Origin of the sequence: Bradyrhizobium canariense (assembly GCF_900105125.1) — a bacterium.
Taxonomy (GTDB): Bacteria; Pseudomonadota; Alphaproteobacteria; order Rhizobiales; family Xanthobacteraceae; genus Bradyrhizobium; species Bradyrhizobium canariense_A.
Map to the genome: position 1 here is coordinate 2672127 of NZ_LT629750.1, position 17238 is coordinate 2689364.

General features: G+C 62.0%; 14 protein-coding genes. 7 read left to right on the plus strand and 7 right to left on the minus strand.

Annotated features, from left to right (window positions below):
* Positions 1 to 160: 160 nt before the first annotated feature.
* Both BLV09_RS12780 and BLV09_RS12785 read right to left on the minus strand, forming a co-directional pair.
* Positions 161 to 1705: an acyl-CoA synthetase gene (locus BLV09_RS12780; RefSeq protein WP_146687548.1), complete on the minus strand. Its 1545-nt coding sequence runs from the start codon at positions 1703 to 1705 to the stop codon at positions 161 to 163.
* A gap of 80 nt (positions 1706 to 1785) precedes the next feature.
* Positions 1786 to 2601 (minus strand): crotonase/enoyl-CoA hydratase family protein, encoded by an 816-nt coding sequence (locus BLV09_RS12785; protein ID WP_146687550.1) that lies wholly within the window; start codon positions 2599 to 2601, stop codon positions 1786 to 1788.
* Between the two features lie 104 nt (positions 2602 to 2705).
* On the opposite strand from BLV09_RS12785, the gene BLV09_RS12790 reads away from it, so the two are divergent.
* Both BLV09_RS12790 and BLV09_RS12795 read left to right on the plus strand, forming a co-directional pair.
* Positions 2706 to 3578 (plus strand): SDR family oxidoreductase, encoded by an 873-nt coding sequence (locus BLV09_RS12790; RefSeq protein WP_100380708.1) that lies wholly within the window; start codon positions 2706 to 2708, stop codon positions 3576 to 3578.
* A 129-nt stretch (positions 3579 to 3707) separates the two neighbouring features.
* Positions 3708 to 5285 carry a fatty acid--CoA ligase gene (locus BLV09_RS12795; protein ID WP_146687551.1) on the plus strand — a complete coding sequence of 526 codons (1578 nt, stop codon included), beginning with the start codon at positions 3708 to 3710 and terminating at the stop codon, positions 5283 to 5285.
* Positions 5286 to 5415: 130 nt separating this feature from the next.
* On the opposite strand, the gene BLV09_RS12800 is transcribed toward BLV09_RS12795, so the two are convergent.
* On the minus strand, positions 5416 to 6690 hold the full coding sequence (locus BLV09_RS12800) for an acyl-CoA dehydrogenase family protein (protein WP_146687552.1): 1275 nt from the start codon (positions 6688 to 6690) through the stop codon (positions 5416 to 5418).
* Positions 6691 to 6910: 220 nt separating this feature from the next.
* Here BLV09_RS12800 and BLV09_RS12805 point away from each other — a divergent pair, with 220 nt between their 5' ends.
* Complete coding sequence (locus tag BLV09_RS12805) at positions 6911 to 7690, plus strand: enoyl-CoA hydratase-related protein (protein WP_146687555.1); 780 nt, start codon at positions 6911 to 6913, stop codon at positions 7688 to 7690.
* Positions 7691 to 7780: 90 nt separating this feature from the next.
* Here the strand turns inward: BLV09_RS12805 and BLV09_RS12810 are convergent, their stop codons facing one another.
* The 3 genes from BLV09_RS12810 to BLV09_RS12820 all read right to left on the minus strand — a co-directional run bounded on the left by BLV09_RS12810 (position 7781) and on the right by BLV09_RS12820 (position 10014).
* Entirely contained in the window at positions 7781 to 8161 is a 381-nt protein-coding gene (locus tag BLV09_RS12810) for a DUF6285 domain-containing protein (RefSeq protein WP_146687556.1), read from the minus strand.
* A gap of 81 nt (positions 8162 to 8242) precedes the next feature.
* The gene (locus BLV09_RS12815) at positions 8243 to 9226 is read right to left on the minus strand and encodes a phosphotransferase family protein (RefSeq protein WP_146687557.1); all 984 of its coding nucleotides are present in this window, start codon (positions 9224 to 9226) and stop codon (positions 8243 to 8245) included.
* The gene (locus BLV09_RS12820) at positions 9223 to 10014 is read right to left on the minus strand and encodes an enoyl-CoA hydratase/isomerase (protein ID WP_146687558.1); all 792 of its coding nucleotides are present in this window, start codon (positions 10012 to 10014) and stop codon (positions 9223 to 9225) included. Before BLV09_RS12820 ends, BLV09_RS12815 begins: the two co-directional genes overlap by 4 nt.
* A gap of 170 nt (positions 10015 to 10184) precedes the next feature.
* Here BLV09_RS12820 and BLV09_RS12825 point away from each other — a divergent pair, with 170 nt between their 5' ends.
* Together BLV09_RS12825 and BLV09_RS12830 are read left to right on the plus strand one after the other, a co-directional pair.
* Positions 10185 to 10964, plus strand: coding sequence for an SDR family NAD(P)-dependent oxidoreductase (locus BLV09_RS12825; protein WP_100386726.1), 780 nt, complete (start codon positions 10185 to 10187; stop codon positions 10962 to 10964).
* A gap of 189 nt (positions 10965 to 11153) precedes the next feature.
* Positions 11154 to 12305, plus strand: coding sequence for an aminotransferase class V-fold PLP-dependent enzyme (locus tag BLV09_RS12830; protein WP_146687559.1), 1152 nt, complete (start codon positions 11154 to 11156; stop codon positions 12303 to 12305).
* 183 nt (positions 12306 to 12488) lie between these two features.
* Here the strand turns inward: BLV09_RS12830 and BLV09_RS12835 are convergent, their stop codons facing one another.
* The gene (locus BLV09_RS12835) at positions 12489 to 14162 is read right to left on the minus strand and encodes a flavin-containing monooxygenase (protein WP_146687560.1); all 1674 of its coding nucleotides are present in this window, start codon (positions 14160 to 14162) and stop codon (positions 12489 to 12491) included.
* 234 nt (positions 14163 to 14396) lie between these two features.
* Here BLV09_RS12835 and BLV09_RS12840 point away from each other — a divergent pair, with 234 nt between their 5' ends.
* Complete coding sequence (locus BLV09_RS12840; protein ID WP_146687561.1) at positions 14397 to 15530, plus strand: nitronate monooxygenase; 1134 nt, start codon at positions 14397 to 14399, stop codon at positions 15528 to 15530.
* Positions 15531 to 15645: 115 nt separating this feature from the next.
* Positions 15646 to 17160 carry an acetyl-CoA acetyltransferase gene (locus BLV09_RS12845; RefSeq protein ID WP_146687562.1) on the plus strand — a complete coding sequence of 505 codons (1515 nt, stop codon included), beginning with the start codon at positions 15646 to 15648 and terminating at the stop codon, positions 17158 to 17160.
* Positions 17161 to 17238 lie beyond the last annotated feature (78 nt).

The following is a 17238-nucleotide window of genomic DNA, read 5'->3' on the forward strand; positions in this document are numbered from 1 at the left end:
ATTGCCATAGCTGTGGTTGCGGCAATAGCTATGCACTTCGCTTCCCCCTCTCCCTTAGGAAGAGGGTTGGGGTGAGCGGTTACGGTCCCTTGTTAGCACCGTACTCCCTCACCCGGCGCTAACGAGCCGACCTCTCCCGACGGGAGAGGTGAAGGAAGTCTTAAATCCGCCGCCCTGCCCGCTCCCAATAGGGATCGCGCAGCCGGCGCTTGAAGATCTTGCCGGAATCCTCCCGCGGCAGGTCGCGGTGGATTTCGACGTGTTTTGGCACCTTGTAATCGGCCAGCGAGATCTTGAGTTGTGCGCGGACGTCAGCCACGTCGAGCGCGACCCCGGCCTGTGGTTCCACCACCGCCATCAGCGCCTCGCCGAATTCCTCGTCGGGGATGCCAAACACCGCACAGTCATGGACGCCGGGAACCGCATGCAGCGCCGCCTCGATTTCGGCGGGATAGATGTTGACGCCACCTGAGATCACCATGTCGCGCTTGCGATCGCAGATGAACACATAGCCGTCCTCGTCGATGTAGCCGACATCGCCCGATGTAATAAAACCGTCGCGTTCGACCTCGGCGCGCTTGTCCGGCTTGTTGTGATAGCTGAAATCCGGTTGATCGGCGGCGCGCGAATAGATCTCGCCGATCTGGCCCTGCGGTAACGCATCGCCTTTCTCGCCGAGAAAGCGCAGCTCGACGCCCTCCAGGATCTTGCCGACGGTGCCCGGCTTTTTCAGCGCATCGTCGGAGCTCGCAAACGTGAGCGCGCCGGCTTCGGTGCTGCCATAATATTCATGGATCACCGGCCCCCACCACTCGATCATGGCGCGCTTGGCCTCGGCTGGGCATGGTGCCGCGGCATGAACGACATGACGCAGCGACGAGACGTCATATTTCTTGCGCACCGCCTCCGGCAGCTTCAACAGCCGGATGAACATGGTCGGCACCATGAACAGCGTGTCGATTTTCTGATCCTCGATCAGCCGCAGAAACTCCTCGGGCTCAAACCGCGGCATCAGCACCAGCGCGCCGCCGAGGCGGCCGGAGCGCAGTCCGAACGAATTCGGCGCGGAATGATACAGTGGTCCCGGCAACAGCGCCCGCACGCCGGGCCGCAGGCCATAGATCAGCGCCCGCATCCGCTCCGACGCCCGCGTCTGTTCCGGCGTCGGCGCCGCGCGCCGTACGCCCTTGGGATGGCCTGTGGTGCCCGAGGTGTAGATCATATTCTGCGGCTGCGGGACGGCCGGACCATCGTAAGGCTGCTGCTGCTCGATCCAGGATTCAAGGTCGAGTGCGAAATCCGGCGACGAAAGATGATCGGGATTGATCTTGTAATGAGCCAGGATCTCCGGCGGCGTCGGAACGCTGAGCACCGTCACCGCAGCCGGGATCGCCTCACGCAGTTGATGCAGCATGTCGGCGTGGCCGACCAGGACGGACGTGCCGGAATCCCTCAGGATGTAATTGATTTCCTCCGGCTTGAAGTGCCAGTTCACCGGCACGCCATAGGCGCCAAGCCGCATCGCGGCATAGGCCGCCTCGATGAAGGCGATGTCGTTTCGCATCAGGATGCAGACGCTATCGCCTTGCTTGACGCCCAGCCTGTGCAGTCCGCCGGCGATGCGGTTGGCACGACCCACGACCTCGGTGTGATCGCGCTTGCGCTCGCCGCTGATGATGCCGAGGAAGAGTGATGACATTGACATTGTCTCTTTCCGATCTCTCGTCGGCTTGAATCTTGAGATTCCGGGTTCGCGTCTTCGACGCGCCCCGGAATGACTAGGAATTATTCGACGTCGGCGAAACGCGGCGCGCGTTTTTCCATGTTGGCGCGCACGGCCTCGAGCTGGCCGGGACTGCCCAACAGCTTTTGTTGCTCGACGGATTCGGCTGATAGCGCCGGACCGGGATCGACGGAAAGATTATTGAGCAGGCGCTTGGCGGCGCGGATCGCCTCCGGGCTCTTGCCTGCGATCTCGCGCGCGACCTCGAATGCAGCAGCCCGCGGATCGTCGCAGACCCGTGTCGCGAGACCATAGTTCAGAGCCTCCTGCGCCGAGAAAATCCGTCCCGTATAGGTCAGCTCGCGCAGGATATCGTCACGCACCAGGCTCGCCAGGATCGGCGTCCCCGCCATGTCCGGCACCAGACCCCATTTGATCTCCATGATCGACATCCGCGCGTCGGGCGTCAGAAAACGCATGTCGGCACCGAGCGCGAGCTGAAAGCCGCCGCCAAAGGCCACACCCTGGATCGCGGCAATCACCGGCACCGGGAGCTGCCGCCAGCCCCACACCGCCTGCTGCGGGTAATTGGCAAGACCATGGGTACGCTCGGTCAAATCGCGTTTTTCGCCGCCTGCGATCCCGTTACCGCCGTTTTCCTTCATCGCGGCGAAACGGCCCATGTCGAGGCCGGCGCAAAATGCGCGGCCTTCACCGGACAATACTACCGCTCGCACGCCTTTTTCGCGGCTCAGCCGCTCGGTGGCGGCGACCAGTGCGTCGAACATCGCGGCATCGAGCGCGTTCATCTTGTCCGCCCGCACCAGACGGACGTCGGCGATACCGTCCAAAATCGATATCGAGACGCGTTCTTCCATGACAAATTTCCTCCGCTCTTATTCTTTTGTGCCGCTTTACAGAACGGCGTTGTCCGGATTTAGTCAATCGACCAATTAACAGACATTCCCTTTGGGTGGAAACGATGTTCAACGATCAGCTTCTCGCCGGGCGGCGCATTCTCGTAACGGGAGGCGGCACGGGCCTCGGCAAATCCATGGCCGCGCGCTTCCTTGAGCTTGGCGCCGAGGTCCATATCTGCGGCCGCCGCAAGAGCGTCTGCGACGAAACCGCAACCGAGCTGATGGACCTGCATGGTGGCCGGGTGACGAGCCACGGCGTCGACATTCGAAATCCGCTCGCTGTCGATGAGATGATCGAGAATATCTTCACCCAAGGCCCGCTCACGGATCTCATCAACAACGCCGCGGGCAATTTCATCTCGCGCACGGAAGAACTGAGCCCGCGCGGTTTCGACGCGGTCGCCAACATCGTCATGCACGGCACGTTCTATGTGACGCATGCCGTGGGACGCCGCTGGATTGCGGCAAAACAGCGCGGCAATGTGGTCTCGATCACCGTGACCTGGGTCCGCAACGGCTCGCCCTATGTGGTGCCATCGGCGATGAGCAAATCCGCGATCCATGCCATGACCATGTCGCTGGCGACGGAATGGGGAAGATACGGCATTCGTCTCAACACCATCGCACCCGGCGAAATTCCGACCGAGGGCATGAGCAAGCGCATCAAGCCCGGCGACGAGGCCGGCGCACGCACCAAAGCGATGAACCCGATGGGTCGCGTCGGCAAAATGGAGGAGTTGCAGAACCTTGCCGTGTTCCTGATTTCAGGCGGCTGCGACTGGATCAACGGCGAGACCATCGCGATGGATGGCGGCCAGGCGCTGGCGATGGGCGGCAACTTCTATCAACTGCGCGACTGGTCGGATGCCGACTGGACGCAGGCGCGCGACTCGATCAAGGCCCAGAACGAAAAGGACCGCGCGGCGAGAGGATAGCTCCCCTTGCGGTTGTCCCCTTCACCGCGCCTGCGGGGACGGTACCGTCGATGCATCGAGACCCCACGTATTGTTTTTGCCGCCGGATGACGCCAAACTCCGCGAAATAAAAACATACCCGGGGGAAACATGTCCGTCGCAGAGGAGCCGGCGAACCTTGCCGACATGGTGCGCGCGCAAGCCATGTCCCGTAGTAACGCCATCGCCTTCGAATTCGAGGGTCGCGAGACCAGCTTTGGCGAGCTGGACATCAGGACCAACCGCGTCGTCAATGGATTGCGAGCGCTCGGCGTCAAAGCCGGCGAACGGATCGCCTATCTCGGCAAGAACAGCGACATCTATTTCGAGCTGCTGCTTGGTGCGATGAAGGCCAAGGTGGTGATGGCGCCGGTCAACTGGCGGCTGGCCGGACCGGAGATTGCCTTCATCGTCGAGGACTGCAAGGCGCCGGTGCTGTTCGTCGGGCCTGAATTCGTCGCGCAGATCCGCACCATCAAGGCGCAAATACCCAGCGTTCGCACCGTCATCACCACGGAAGGCGGTGCTCCGGAATGGCAGGATTTCACAGCCTGGCGCGACGCGCAGAGCGCCAACGATCCGAAGGGCGAGATCACTCCGCAAGACATCGCGATCCAGCTTTACACCTCCGGCACCACCGGAAAGCCGAAAGGCGCGATGCTGTCGCATTCGAATTTCCTGTCGCTGGTGCGAGCCGGCGGCGGCGAACGGCCGGACTGGAATATCTGGACCGAGGACGATGTCTCGCTGGTCGCGATGCCGATCTTCCACATCGGTGGTTCCGGCTGGGGCATGCTCGGCCTCTATCACGGCGCCAAAGGCGTGATTGCGCGCGAATTCGATCCGACCAAGGTGCTGGACTTTTTCGAGCAGTCGGGAATCACAAAACTGTTCATGGTGCCGGCCGCGATGCAGTTCGTGGTGCGTCAGCCGCGCGCACGTCAGGTCGATTTCTCGAAGCTCCGCTACATGCTGTATGGCGCCTCGCCGATTCCGGCAGCACTGCTGAAGGAATGCATCGAGATATTCAAATGCGGCTTCGTGCAGATGTACGGCATGACCGAGACCACCGGCACGATCGTGGCCCTTCCGCCTGAAGATCATGTCGAGGGCCTGGACCGGATGCGTTCGGCCGGCAAGGCGTTGCCGGGCGTTGAGCTTGCGATCCTCGATGCCAATGGCAACCGATTGCCGCCGGGCGAAGTCGGCGAGATCGCGACGCGTTCCGGCTCGAACATGGCGGGCTACTGGAATTTACCGGAGGCGACCGCGAAGACCCTCGATAGCGACGGCTGGCTGCGTACCGGCGACGCCGGCTATATGGACAAGGACGGCTATCTCTATATCCACGATCGCATCAAGGACATGATCATCTCCGGCGGCGAAAACATTTACCCCGCCGAGGTCGAAAGCGCGATATGCGACCATCCTGACATAGCCGAAGTCGCTGTGATCGGCGTGCCTGACGACAAATGGGGCGAAGTGGTCAAGGCGATCGTGGTGATGAAGCCGAGCAAAAGAGCGACGTCGTCGGACATCATCAACTTTACCCGCGAACGCATCGCAGGCTTCAAGACGCCAAAGTCGGTGGACTTCATCGAGGCGTTGCCGCGCAACGCGTCAGGCAAGATCCTGCGCCGGCATTTGCGCGATCCGTATTGGGCAGGCAAGGATCGTCAGGTGAATTAATCTAGGGCGCAACACACCATACGTCATCACCGGGCTTGTCCCGGTGATCCACGTCTTACTTTCTTTTTTAGGGACAAGAGACGCGGATGGCCGGGTCAAGCCCGGCCATGACGGTTTGGAGCCGTCCCCCTCAATGCTTCCCTGCCCCCATATAGCCGAACAAAAATCCCGCAACCTTGCGCTTCTGGATTTCCTCGCTGCCCTCGGTGATGCGGTAGCGGCGGTGATGGCGGTAGATGTGCTCGAACGGCTTGTGGCGTGAGTAGCCCATGCCGCCATGGACCTGCATGGCGCGGTCGGCGGCTTCACAACACAGCCGGTTCGCCCAGTAATTGCACATCGAGACCTTGTCGGAGAGCGTGTGCTCGACCTGCGCCTGGGTGAGCTGATCCATTTCCCACGCGGTCTTGCGGATCAACAGCCGCAGCATCTCCGCTTGTGTCGCGAGCTCAACGAGCGGCCACTGGATTGCCTGGTTCTCGGCCAACGCCTTGCCGAACGGCTTGCGCTCGCGCGCGTATTTCACGCTTTCGTCGATGCAGTATACGGCGGCGCCAAGCGAACTCGCGGCCTGCCGGATCCGGTTCTCGTGCACGAAACATTGCGCCAACGACAAGCCACGGCCGACCTCACCGAACAGGGCATCTTCCGGCACGAATACATCCGTGAAGCTGACCCGCGGATGATCGGTCGGCATATTGAAGGTCCACATATACTCTTCGACCTTCACGCCCTCGCTCTTGGCCGGTACGAGAAAACAGGTGATGCCGCGCGCATCGCCGTCATTGCCGGAGGTCCGGGCAAACAGCGCACAATGGGTGGCGACGTGCATGCCGGTGGTCCACATCTTTTCGCCGTTGATGACCCAGCCCTTGACGTTGTCGCGCGTCGCCGGGATCGCCTTGGTCTCCATATGGGTCGCGTCGGAGCCGTGCTCGGGCTCGGTCAGGCCAAACGTGATGCGGTATTTTCCTGTGATCGACCCCTCAACCATCGCCTTCTGTTCGTCGGTGCCGTAGCGGTCGAGCATCGTCACGATGGGCAGATTGCCGACGATCGAGTGCTCGTTCTGAAGGTCGTTGTGCAGGCCAAGCCCCTTGGATGCGAAATGCTCGCGGATCACGGCCATCCAGAGATTGGAACCATCCTTGCCGCCGTAGCGTTTCGGGATCGCAAAGCGCAGGTGCCCCGCGGCATCGGCAATATTTTTTGCCTTCCGCAGCAGCGCTTCCCATTCATGCCGAGGCAATCCGCCCTTGTCAAAATCCGTGCGCGCCCATTCGCGGCGATGATCGAAGAAACGGATATTGTCGTCGGCTTGTTCGAGCGGCTTGATCTCGCGCGCAATGAAGCGATCGAGTTCGTCGAGATAGGCGACAAGGTCGACCGGCAATGCAAAATCCAAGGCAATCCCTCCCGCAAACGTCGTTTTTTGTCGTTATCGGCGAACCACGCCTATGGGCTCAGCCTGCTCGATTAAGGTGAGAAGATACGACTTAAGTCAAGCAACGCGATGCGGCTTGTGGTGCGCAGCCTACCCGCGTAATTGGATGGCGCGGCAGGCCAAGGGCACGCTAATATCGGGATGAAAATTCCACGCCATAGAAAAAACGACGGGAGAAAACATGGATCTGAAATTTTCCAAGGTCACGCGCAAGGGCCCGATCACGATCGTGACGCTGTCGCGCCCGGAAGTGTACAACGCACTGCACATCGATGCGCATTTCGAACTCAACAAGGTGTTCGACGATTTCTCCGCCGACCCGGAGCAATGGGTCGCGATCGTCACCGGCGCCGGCGACAAGGCGTTCTGCGCCGGCAACGACCTGAAATGGCAGGCGGCCGGGGGAAAACGCGGCTGGGACAAGGGCGGATTTGCCGGGCTGACCTCGCGGTTCGACTGCGACAAGCCGATCATCGCCGCCGTCAACGGTGTTGCCATGGGCGGCGGCTTTGAAATTGCGCTGGCGTGCGACCTCATCATCGCCTCCGAGAATGCGACCTTCGCGCTGCCGGAGCCGCGCGTCGGCCTCGCCGCACTGGCCGGCGGGTTGCAGCGGCTGCCGCGGCAGATCGGACTCAAGCGGGCCATGGGCATGATCCTGACCGCGCGTCACGTCTCTGCCCGTGAAGGTCACGAACTCGGTTTCGTCAACGAGGTGGTGCCGCAGGGCGAGGCACTGGCGGGGGCAGAACGCTGGGCGGAGACGATCTGCAAGAACAGCCCGATGTCGATCCGCGCTTCCAAGCAGGCCATTCAAAAGGGCCTTGCGGTATCGCTCGAACAAGCCATCACCGAGCAGCGCGAATATCCGGCCGTGAAGGCGATGGCGGCGTCGCAGGACTATATCGAGGGGCCGAGAGCGTTTTCGGAAAAGCGCGCGCCGAAGTGGCTGGGGAAGTAGTTGGGATCGTCATTGCGAGCGGAGCGAAGCAATCCAGTGGTGACATCCGGAACTGGATTGCTTCGTCGCTGCGCTCCTCGCAATGACGAATTAGCCTCCTTGGCTCCCCAATTCTCTCTTGTACGACCCATAGTTCGGCTGATCGACCGCAAGCTTGTCCATCGTGGTCTGCCAGAGATGCTCGGCCAGTCCGGGCGTCTGCAGGTCGACCTCGCCGCTCGCGATCCGGTCGGCGAGCGCATGATTGAGTTCGCTAAGCGAACCCTGCGTACCCAGCAATTGCATCAGCCGGGCGGTTTCCGCGGCATCGCTCCCCTGCTCCAGCGTTAGCTGACGCGTGACCAGATCGAGCGCATTGATCGCGACACGAAGCTTGAACGCGTTGTGTCCCTTGATAACAGGCGCGATCTCGTTGCGCAGGAAATCCGCGACTGCTTCGGTTAATTCGGTGGATGTCGGTTCGTCCTGCATCTTACTTGCTCATTATTTTCGGCATGATCCAACCCGAAAACCAGTTCCCGCTTTGCGCTAACGCGGCCCTTCGGGTTGGGATCATGACCGTGGTGCCAGAAGCCGCAACAGATCGATCTCGGTCTCCGACGAGCGGCGGCCGATCATGGCGCGCTCCATCGAGTGGTCGGGGCCGCTGCGAAAACGCTGCATCATGCCGCAGCACATCACTCCCCAGCGCAGCGTGCCCATCACTTCCCAGAACATGACGCGGTTGGGATCGACACGACGGCCGGCCTGCTCATATCCGGCGAACAGCTCCTCGCGCGACCCGAAACCGCCAACCGGCTTGTCGATCTCGCCAAAGCGCCATGAATTGACGCAGATCCATCCCAGATCTTCCATGGGATCGCCGAGATGGGCGAGCTCCCAGTCCAGCACCGCGCGCACGCCGTCCGGACCGATGACGAAATTGCCGTGGCGGAAATCGCCATGCACCAGCGTCATTTCGTCGGACGGACCGGGATCGTGGTCGCGCAGCCAGCGCAACGCCAGTTCGAATACCGGACGGGGCCAGCCGAAACTTCGGTACTCCCGCTCGAGATCGGCGATCTCTTTGGTCGCCGTCATCTCGCGCAACTCGGGAAGTCGCGTCAACGCCAAACCGTGAATGCCAGCCGCGACCTTGCCGAGCTGGCGCGCCAGCATCGGGCGCGCGTTCGCAAACTGTTCGTCACGCAGAACCTTGCGCGCGATGGTCTCGCCCTCGATCCGCTGCATGATGAAGCCGGTGCCGAGTTCGTCCTGCGGCTGGAGCACGTACAAGACCCGTGGTGACGGCAACCCCGCATCATGCGCGAGCTGCATCAGCGTTGCCTCGACATCAAGCCCGGCGGCCCTTGTCGGCGCGGCGCCATAACCCTTTGGTGAGCGACGCAGGATCGCGCCGATATTGCCCCCGGGATGGACGATATCGAACGACCAGGTTTCCTGGCTGGCGCCGCCGGAGAGTTTTGCAGCGCCAGTCACGCCGGTCGCACCTGCACACCAGGCGGCGACGCAGCGTCCGAGCTCCGCCTCCATCATTTGCCCCTGAACTTCGCCGGCCGCTTCTCGAGGAACGCGGTGACGCCCTCCTTGAAGTCTTCCGTCGCGCCCGCGTTCCGCTGCGACTCGAATTCCAGATTCAATTGATCCTCAAACGAATTGTCCGGGCTATCCCAATACAGCTTGCGGATCAGCGACAGCGCCACGGTCGGACCGTTTGCGAGTTCGTGCGCAAGCTTCATGGCCTCGTCCATCAGCACCGCATCGTCGTAAACCCGATTGACCAATCCCCACTCCAGCGCCTTCTCTGCCGGAAGCCGCTCGCCCATCAGCGACAACTCGACTGATCGCGCCTTGCCGATCAGCCGTGGCAGCAGCCAGGTCGATCCGCAATCAGGCACCAGACCGATGCGGCGAAACGCCTGCAGGAAGTAAGACGAACGCGCGCACAGGATCATGTCGCCCATCAGCGCAAAGCTCATGCCGGCGCCGGCGGCAGGTCCATTGACTGCGGTAACGATCGGGCAATGCAGGTTGCGCAGACGCCGCAGGAACGGATGGAATGCGGTTTCCAGCGCAGCACCGGCGTTGCTCCGGCCCGGCTTCTGGTTGTTGCGGCCCTGAAGGTTGGCGCCGGTGCAGAACGCGCGGCCGGCGCCTGATATCACCAGACAGCGCACTTCCGCCCTCTTGTCGTCGATCGCATCGAGCGCCTCGGCAAGGCCGCCCAGCATATCGATCGAGACTGCGTTCATGACTTCCTGATGGTCGAGCTTGAGAACGGCAACCGAGCCATCGAACTCCAGCGTCACGTGCTTGAACTGCATGGTTTCCTCATCCGTTATGACCCGCGTCGTGGGCGACGCGGTGGGTCAATTTTTGAACTCTCGAAGCCATATTTGATTTTCTGGGCGGGCTTGTCCATGGTTGGCGTCGAACATCTGCCCTGCCATCAGGCGCAGGCCAAACAAAGTGGAAACAGCCAAAGGAAATGCTGATGAGCATCTTCGATCTATCCGGCCGCGTGGCCATCATCACCGGCGGCAATGGCGGCATCGGCCTTGGCATTACGCAGGCGCTCGCCGCTGCCGGATGTAATGTTTCGATCTGGGGCCGCAACGCCGAAAAGAACAAGAGCGCCGCCGCGACCATGGCATCCAGCCCCGGCGAGGTCGACACCCGAATCTGCGATGTCAGCGATCCCGCCTCGGTCAAGGAAGCCATGAAAGCGACACTGGACAGGTTCGGCCGGGTCGACGGTTGCTTTGCGAACGCCGGCATCGGCGGCGGCGGACGACGCGCGTTCATCGACCGGACCGAAGAGGAATGGCGCAAGATGTTCGCAACCAACCTCGACGGCGTGTTCCATGTGTTCCAGGTCGCGGCGCGCCACATGACCGAGCGAGCCGAAGCCGGCGATGCCTTTGGCCGGCTGGTCGCAACCTCAAGCCTGGCCTCGCTGTTCGGTACCGCGCGCAACGAGCACTATGCCGGCACCAAAGCCGCCATCAACGCGCTGGTGCGCGCGCTCGGCGTCGAGCTGGCGCGTCAAGGTGTCACCGCGAATGCCATCCTGCCCGGCTGGATCAAGAGCGAGATGACCGCTGGTATCATGGCCAACGAAAAATTCGTGGCCAATGTGATGCCGCGGATTCCGGCGCGGCGGTTCGGCGAGCCCTCCGATTTCGGCGGCATCGCCGTTTACCTCATGAGCAAGGCGTCGTCCTACCACACCGCCGATTGCTTTGTGATTGATGGTGGCTACACGGCGTTTTGATTGGGTCCCATCGTCGCAAGTCAACAGGCCAGCGCAAAGCGCTGCTCGTCGACAAGCTCCGGCATGGCCGCCTCTTTATCGCTGGTGAATGGCGGGTTACGCTCTGATATCCCGCGCGGCCGGCGGCCATCTGGCTGGCGCGACCGAGATGGCCCACGCTAGAGATACCCCAACAAAGAGAACCTCCAAATGCTTGCGTCGCAGCGCGCCCTGTTCGAGATACCGCGCCATATCTGCTACTTGAATTCGGCCTCCTACGGCCCGCTGCCGCTCCGAACTCAGGAAGCCGCCCGCGTTGCGGTCAAGCGCAAAGGAACACCCTGGACGCTCGACGCCGCGTTCGCAAACGACCAGCACGAACGCGCGCGGGCCGCTGCTGCCCGCTTGATCAATGCCGATCCCGCCGACATCGCGCTCATCCCCTCGATCAGCTATGGCATTGCGACGGCAGCAAAGGTTCTGACGATCGACCGCGGCACCCGCGTCATCATTCTGGAAGACGATCATTCCTCGCCCGTGCTGGAATGGCAAACGCGAGCCCATGCGCAGGGCTTCGGCATCGAGACGATCCGCCGGCCGGATGACGGCGACTGGACGTCCGCCGTGCTCGCGGCGATCGAACGATCAGGTGCACCGCCGGTTAGCCTCGCCTCGATTTCATCGGTGCACTGGTCCGATGGTGGGCTGATCGACATCGAAAAAGTGGGCGCAGCACTCCGGCAACGAGGGGCCACCTTCCTGATCGACGCGACGCACAGCGCCGGCGTGCTGGCGATGGACGTGCGGCGGCTCGATCCGGATTTTGTGATTTTCCCGACCTACAAGTGGCTGCTCGGGCCCTACGGCAGAGCCTTTCTCTATGTCGCCAAGCGCCATCAGGGCGGTATCCCGCTTGAGCAGACCTCGTTCGGCCGCCGCAACGTGCGCGCCGAGAATGAGGTCTATTTCACGGATCTGCGTTACGTTGCCGATGCACGGCGCTTCGACATGGGCGAGCGCGACCATTTCATTTCGATGGAGATGGCCTCGATCGGAATAGAAATGATGGCTGAATGGGGCGCGGCGGCCGTCGCGCAACGTCTCCTGATGCTGACAGAACGGATCGCGGAAGGCGTGCGCGGGCTCAGTGTCCGCGTGCCGGAGGACCGCGTCCGCGCGCCGCATATACTGAGCCTCGATTTCAAGGATGGGATGCCGACAGGCCTCGTCGAGGGACTCGCCACCGAAGGCGTCTACGTCGCGGCGCGTCTCGGCCGCATGCGCATCTCACCTCACGTTTTTAACGACGAGGCGGACGCCGACCGCTTTGTCGCGGTGTTGACCGAGCGGTTGCGGGGTTAATTCGTCGGCTAAAGCGCTAACAGCGGCAGCCTGGCAGCCGGCTTTTTCACGGACCCTCGCCGCATTTCGTCATGGCCGGGCTTGTCCCGGCTATCCACGTCTTCTTTGATTATACGAAACCAAGACGTGGATGCCCGCGACTAGCGCGGGCATGACGAACCAGGAACAAACGCCGCACGACTCTCAGGAGGACGCGGCCATTTTCTGCGGCTGTTCCGCGCTCACCATCGCAAACCCCTCATAACCCTTCGCGGCCACGTCGTTACAGATCTGACGATAAGCTCCGACGCCGCCGATGTAGGGCATGAAAATCCTCGGCTTGCCCGGGATGTTGGCGCCCATGTACCAGGAGTTGGCCTGCGGATAGAGCGTGGTGTAGGCCACCTCGTTGACGTGCGCCACCCACTTGTCCTCGGCCTCCTTCTTCGCTTCGATCGCGTCAAAGCCGCGGTCGCGCATGTAGGCAACGCAATCAGTGATCCAGTCGACGTGCTGCTCGATCGAAACGATCATGTTGCTCAGCACCGACGGACTGCCCGGACCGGTGATGATAAACAGATTGGGAAAACCCTCGGTCATCAGGCCGAGATAGGTCCGCGGTCCCTCAGCCCATTTCTGGTTGAGCGTCCGTCCGTTGCGGCCAACAATATCGATCTTGGCGACGGAGCCCGTCATCGCATCGAAGCCGGTCGCAAGCACCAGGGCATCGATCTCGTAATCCTTGCCGGCGGCGCGCACGGCGCTGGGCCGTATCTCCTCGATGCCACCGGATTTGATATCGACCAGCGTCACGTTCGGACGATTGAAGGTTGCGTAATAATCGGTATCGACGCAGATGCGTTTTGATCCGATCGGATGATCGTTGGGTTGCAAGAGCTTTGCGGTTTGCGGATCCCTGACGATCTCGGCGATCTTGTCGCGGACGAAATCGGCGGCGGTGTCATTGGCCGCCTTGTCGAGCGCGATGTTGTTGTAGGTTGCCGTGAAGGTGAGCCCGCCGCGCTCCCAGCGCGTTTCATATCTGGCGCGGCGCTCGTTCTCGCCGTCGTCGAGCGCACCGCGGTCGGGCAGTTCCTGAAAGATACCATTTCGCATCTCTTCGCGGGCCTTGCGCCGGATTTCCGGATAGTTGGAGCGGAACGCGTTGCGCTCTTCCGGCGTCAACGGCGCATTGCGTGCGGGGATGCTGAAATTAGCGGTGCGCTGGAACACGGTCAGATGGCTCGCCTGCGCGGCGATGACCGGCACCGACTGGATCGCCGAGGATCCCGTACCGATCACGCCGACGCGCTGGCCGGTAAAATCCACCGGCTCATGCGGCCAATGACCGGTGTGATAGACTTGGCCCTTGAAGCTCGAAAGCCCCTTGATATCCGGCATCCGCGCGTTCGACAGGCAGCCGGTGGCGAGCACGACATGGGTCGCGGCCATGGTCTTGCCATCGGATGTGACCACCGACCACGTGTTGGCATCCTCGTCGAACACGGCCTGATCGACCCGGGTATTGAACTGGATATCCGGCCGCAGGTTGAAGCGGTCGGCAACGTGGTTGGCGTATTTCAAAATCTCCGGCTGCGGCGCGTAGCGCTCGCTCCAGTCCCATTCCTGCTGCAACTCGTCCGAGAACGAATAGGAATATTGCATGCTCTCGACATCGCAGCGGGCGCCCGGATAACGATTCCAGTACCAGGTGCCGCCGACGCCATCGCCCTGCTCGTAGACCCGGACCGACAATCCGAGCCCGCGGAGCTTGTGCAGCATATACATTCCGCCAAAACCCGCACCGACCACAACGACATCGTAGGTCTTGAGGCCCGCGTCCTGGTTTTTGCCGGAAACAGATTGCAAGGCGGACATCCGATCGCACTCCCCTTAAGATTCTGTATTTGTTACGAACAGCATTCTCCGGTGGATGCGAAAGCGCAAGAGACAAAACGTGCCCTTCGAGAGCCGCATATTCTGCGGCGTGGAACGCGCTAGGGAACGGCCCGCTTGGCACGAGCGCCCATCATGCGCTAGCGTCGGAAAAACGCGGCTTACCAAAACCAAAACGAGCAGCACCAAAAGCTGCCGCAGGGAGTGGACACCACCATGAAATCGCCGATCTGCGAAATGCTGGGAATTGAATTCCCGCTGCTGGCCTTTAGCCATTGCCGCGACGTGGTTGCGGCCGTCAGCCGTGCCGGAGGTTTCGGCGTGTTGGGCGCGACCACGCACTCCCCTGAAACCATCGAACAGGAACTGAAATGGATCGACGATCATGTCGACGGCAAGCCCTATGGGCTCGACGTGCTGATCCCCGAGAACATTTCGACCGCAGGCGAAAAGGACGTCACCTGGAAAAGCCTGGAAGCGCGCATCTCAACGGAGCATCGCGACTTCACCCGCAACCTGCTGAAAAAATACGGCGTCGAACTGACGACGACCAATGTCGCTGACAATCAGCCGCAGCCGTTCGACGCGCAGCGCGCACTGGAAGTTCTCGACGTATCGTTCCGACATCCGATCCGCCTGATTGCCAATGCGCTTGGCGTGCCGCCGAAGGCGATGATCGAGATGGGCAAAAAACACGGCGTGCCCGTCGCAGCTCTGGTCGGCGCCAAGGAGCATGCGCTGCGCCAGGTCGCCGCCGGCGTCGATATCCTCGTGGTGCAGGGCACCGAAGCCGGTGGCCATTGCGGCGAGGTCTCGACCATGGTGCTGGTGCCGGAAGTGATCAAGGCGATCAAGCCGATCCGCGACGTGCCGGTGCTGGCCGCAGGCGGCATCATGACCGGACGCCAGATGGCGGCGTGCATGGCGATGGGCGCTGCCGGCGCCTGGACCGGGTCGGTCTGGCTCGCCACGGTCGAATCCGAGACCACCGAAACCTTTCGCGAGAAAATGATCGCCGCCTCGTCGCGCGACGCCATTCGCTCCAAGGGCCGCACCGGCAAGCCGGCGCGGCAATTGCGCTCGGTCTGGACCGACGCATGGGACCGTGGGCCTGACAGCCCCGGCGCGCTGCCGATGCCATTGCAGTCGATCATCAGCCGCGACGCGTTCAATTCCATCGACCGCTCCGTGGCATCAGGCAATGCCATGGCGCGCGACCTCGTCAGCTATTTCGTCGGACAGGGCGTCGGCCTGATCGACAGCGTCAAATCCGCAAGCGCCGTGGTACAGGAATTCAAGGAAGATTTTGTCGAGGCGGTCGAGCATCTCGAAAATCTTGTAAGCGAATGATTCGCCGTCATTCCGGGATGGTGCGTTAGCACCAGACCCGGAATCTCGAGATTCCGGGTTCGATGCTCTGCATCGCCCCGGAATGACGGCCAAGAGGAATGAACGAAAGCAAGCAATGACAAGTGCCCCGCAATCAGAAGACCGCATCCCCGTCATCGTCGGTATCGGCGAAATCGTCGATCGTCCGAAGGAAATTGCCGCGGGCCTCGAACCCCTCACACTACTTGAAGAGGCGGTCAGACGCGCTGAACAGGACAGCGGCGGCAAATTGCTTGGCGACATCGGCTCGCTCGACATCGTCAATTTCCTGAGCTGGCGTTATCGCGATCCCGCAAAGCAGCTTTCCGACCGTCTCGGCATCAAGCCGAAGCACGCCTATTACGGTCCGGTCGGCGGTGAAAGTCCGATCCGCTATTTGCATGAGGCTGCGCAGCGCATCGCACGCGGCGAATGCAGTGTCGCGGCGGTGTGCGGCGCCGAGGCGCAGTCGACGGCGACCAAGGCCGAGCGTGCCGGTGTCACGCTGCCATGGACACCGTTTGCCAAAGACGCAGAGGAGCCAAAGCGCGGCGCCGCGTTCCAGAAGCCAATGGCGGTGAAGCTCGGCGTGTTCATGCCGATCACGGTCTATCCATTCTATGAAGCGGCGTCGGCAGCGCATTGGGGACAAACCCCGCGCGAGGCGATGGCCGAATCCGGCAATTTATGGTCGACCTATTCAGACGTCGCGTCGCAGAATCCGAACTCGTGGCTGAAGCGGCGCTTCACGCCGGAGGAGATCACGACGCCGACGCCTGACAACCGGCTGATCGCATGGCCCTATACCAAACTGATGGTGGCCAATCCCATGGTCAATATGGGCGCAGCGATCCTGATCACCAGCCTCGCCAAAGCGCGGGCTGCCGGCATTGCCGAGGATCGCCTCATTCACATCTGGGGTGGTGCATCGGCGGAAGAGCCGCGCGACTATCTCATCCGCGACCAGTTCTTCGAGAGCCACGCCCAGAATGCCGTGCTCAAGGCGGTGATGGATCTTGCCGGCGGCAGCGGCAAGGCGTTCGACGCGATCGAGCTCTATAGCTGCTTTCCCTGCGTGCCGAAAATGGCGCGGCGAACGCTGGGGCTCGGCGCCGATGTGCAGCCGACGGTAAACGGCGGGCTGACGTTTTTCGGCGCGCCGCTCAACACCTACATGACCCACGCCGCCTGCGCGATGGTGCGGAAATTGCGCGGCGGCGCGAAGCTTGGCCTGCTGTACGGCCAGGGCGGGTTCGTCACCAAGCATCACGCGCTGGTGCTGTCGCGTCAGCCACCCGAGGACGCGCTGGCGCAGGACACCAGCGTGCAGGCGGAGGCCGACCGCAATCGCGGCGCGGTGCCCGAATTCGTGACGGAAGCTAAAGGCCAGGGCTCGATCGAGAGTTTCACGGTGATCTACGGCCGTAGCGGCGATGTCGAGCGCGGCGTCGTGATGTTGCGGACGTCGGACAATGCCCGGGCACTCGCCCGCGTTCCCGCCAAGGATCACCAGACACTGACGCATCTTCTGAACATGGAGCGAACGCCGGTGGGATCAACCGGCATGATCGTCACCGCCGACGATGGCGTTCTGGAGTGGCGGGTAGCCTAATCCCGGGCTTGTCCCGGCCAGCCACGGCTTAAAGGCCGGGAGAAGACGTAAACGCCCGGGACCAGCCCGGGCACATGG

What these genes read in the sequence shown, in the direction of transcription:
- BLV09_RS12780 (WP_146687548.1), bottom strand. Translation starts at nt 1,705, where the DNA reads ATGTCAATGTCATCACTCTTCCTCGGCATCATCAGCGGCGAGCGCAAG.
- BLV09_RS12785 (WP_146687550.1), bottom strand. Translation starts at nt 2,601, where the DNA reads ATGGAAGAACGCGTCTCGATATCGATTTTGGACGGTATCGCCGACGTC.
- BLV09_RS12790 (WP_100380708.1), top strand. Translation starts at nt 2,706, where the DNA reads ATGTTCAACGATCAGCTTCTCGCCGGGCGGCGCATTCTCGTAACGGGA.
- BLV09_RS12795 (WP_146687551.1), top strand. Translation starts at nt 3,708, where the DNA reads ATGTCCGTCGCAGAGGAGCCGGCGAACCTTGCCGACATGGTGCGCGCG.
- BLV09_RS12805 (WP_146687555.1), top strand. Translation starts at nt 6,911, where the DNA reads ATGGATCTGAAATTTTCCAAGGTCACGCGCAAGGGCCCGATCACGATC.
- BLV09_RS12810 (WP_146687556.1), bottom strand. Translation starts at nt 8,161, where the DNA reads ATGCAGGACGAACCGACATCCACCGAATTAACCGAAGCAGTCGCGGAT.
- BLV09_RS12815 (WP_146687557.1), bottom strand. Translation starts at nt 9,226, where the DNA reads ATGATGGAGGCGGAGCTCGGACGCTGCGTCGCCGCCTGGTGTGCAGGT.
- BLV09_RS12820 (WP_146687558.1), bottom strand. Translation starts at nt 10,014, where the DNA reads ATGCAGTTCAAGCACGTGACGCTGGAGTTCGATGGCTCGGTTGCCGTT.
- BLV09_RS12825 (WP_100386726.1), top strand. Translation starts at nt 10,185, where the DNA reads ATGAGCATCTTCGATCTATCCGGCCGCGTGGCCATCATCACCGGCGGC.
- BLV09_RS12830 (WP_146687559.1), top strand. Translation starts at nt 11,154, where the DNA reads ATGCTTGCGTCGCAGCGCGCCCTGTTCGAGATACCGCGCCATATCTGC.
- BLV09_RS12835 (WP_146687560.1), bottom strand. Translation starts at nt 14,162, where the DNA reads ATGTCCGCCTTGCAATCTGTTTCCGGCAAAAACCAGGACGCGGGCCTC.
- BLV09_RS12840 (WP_146687561.1), top strand. Translation starts at nt 14,397, where the DNA reads ATGAAATCGCCGATCTGCGAAATGCTGGGAATTGAATTCCCGCTGCTG.
- BLV09_RS12845 (WP_146687562.1), top strand. Translation starts at nt 15,646, where the DNA reads ATGACAAGTGCCCCGCAATCAGAAGACCGCATCCCCGTCATCGTCGGT.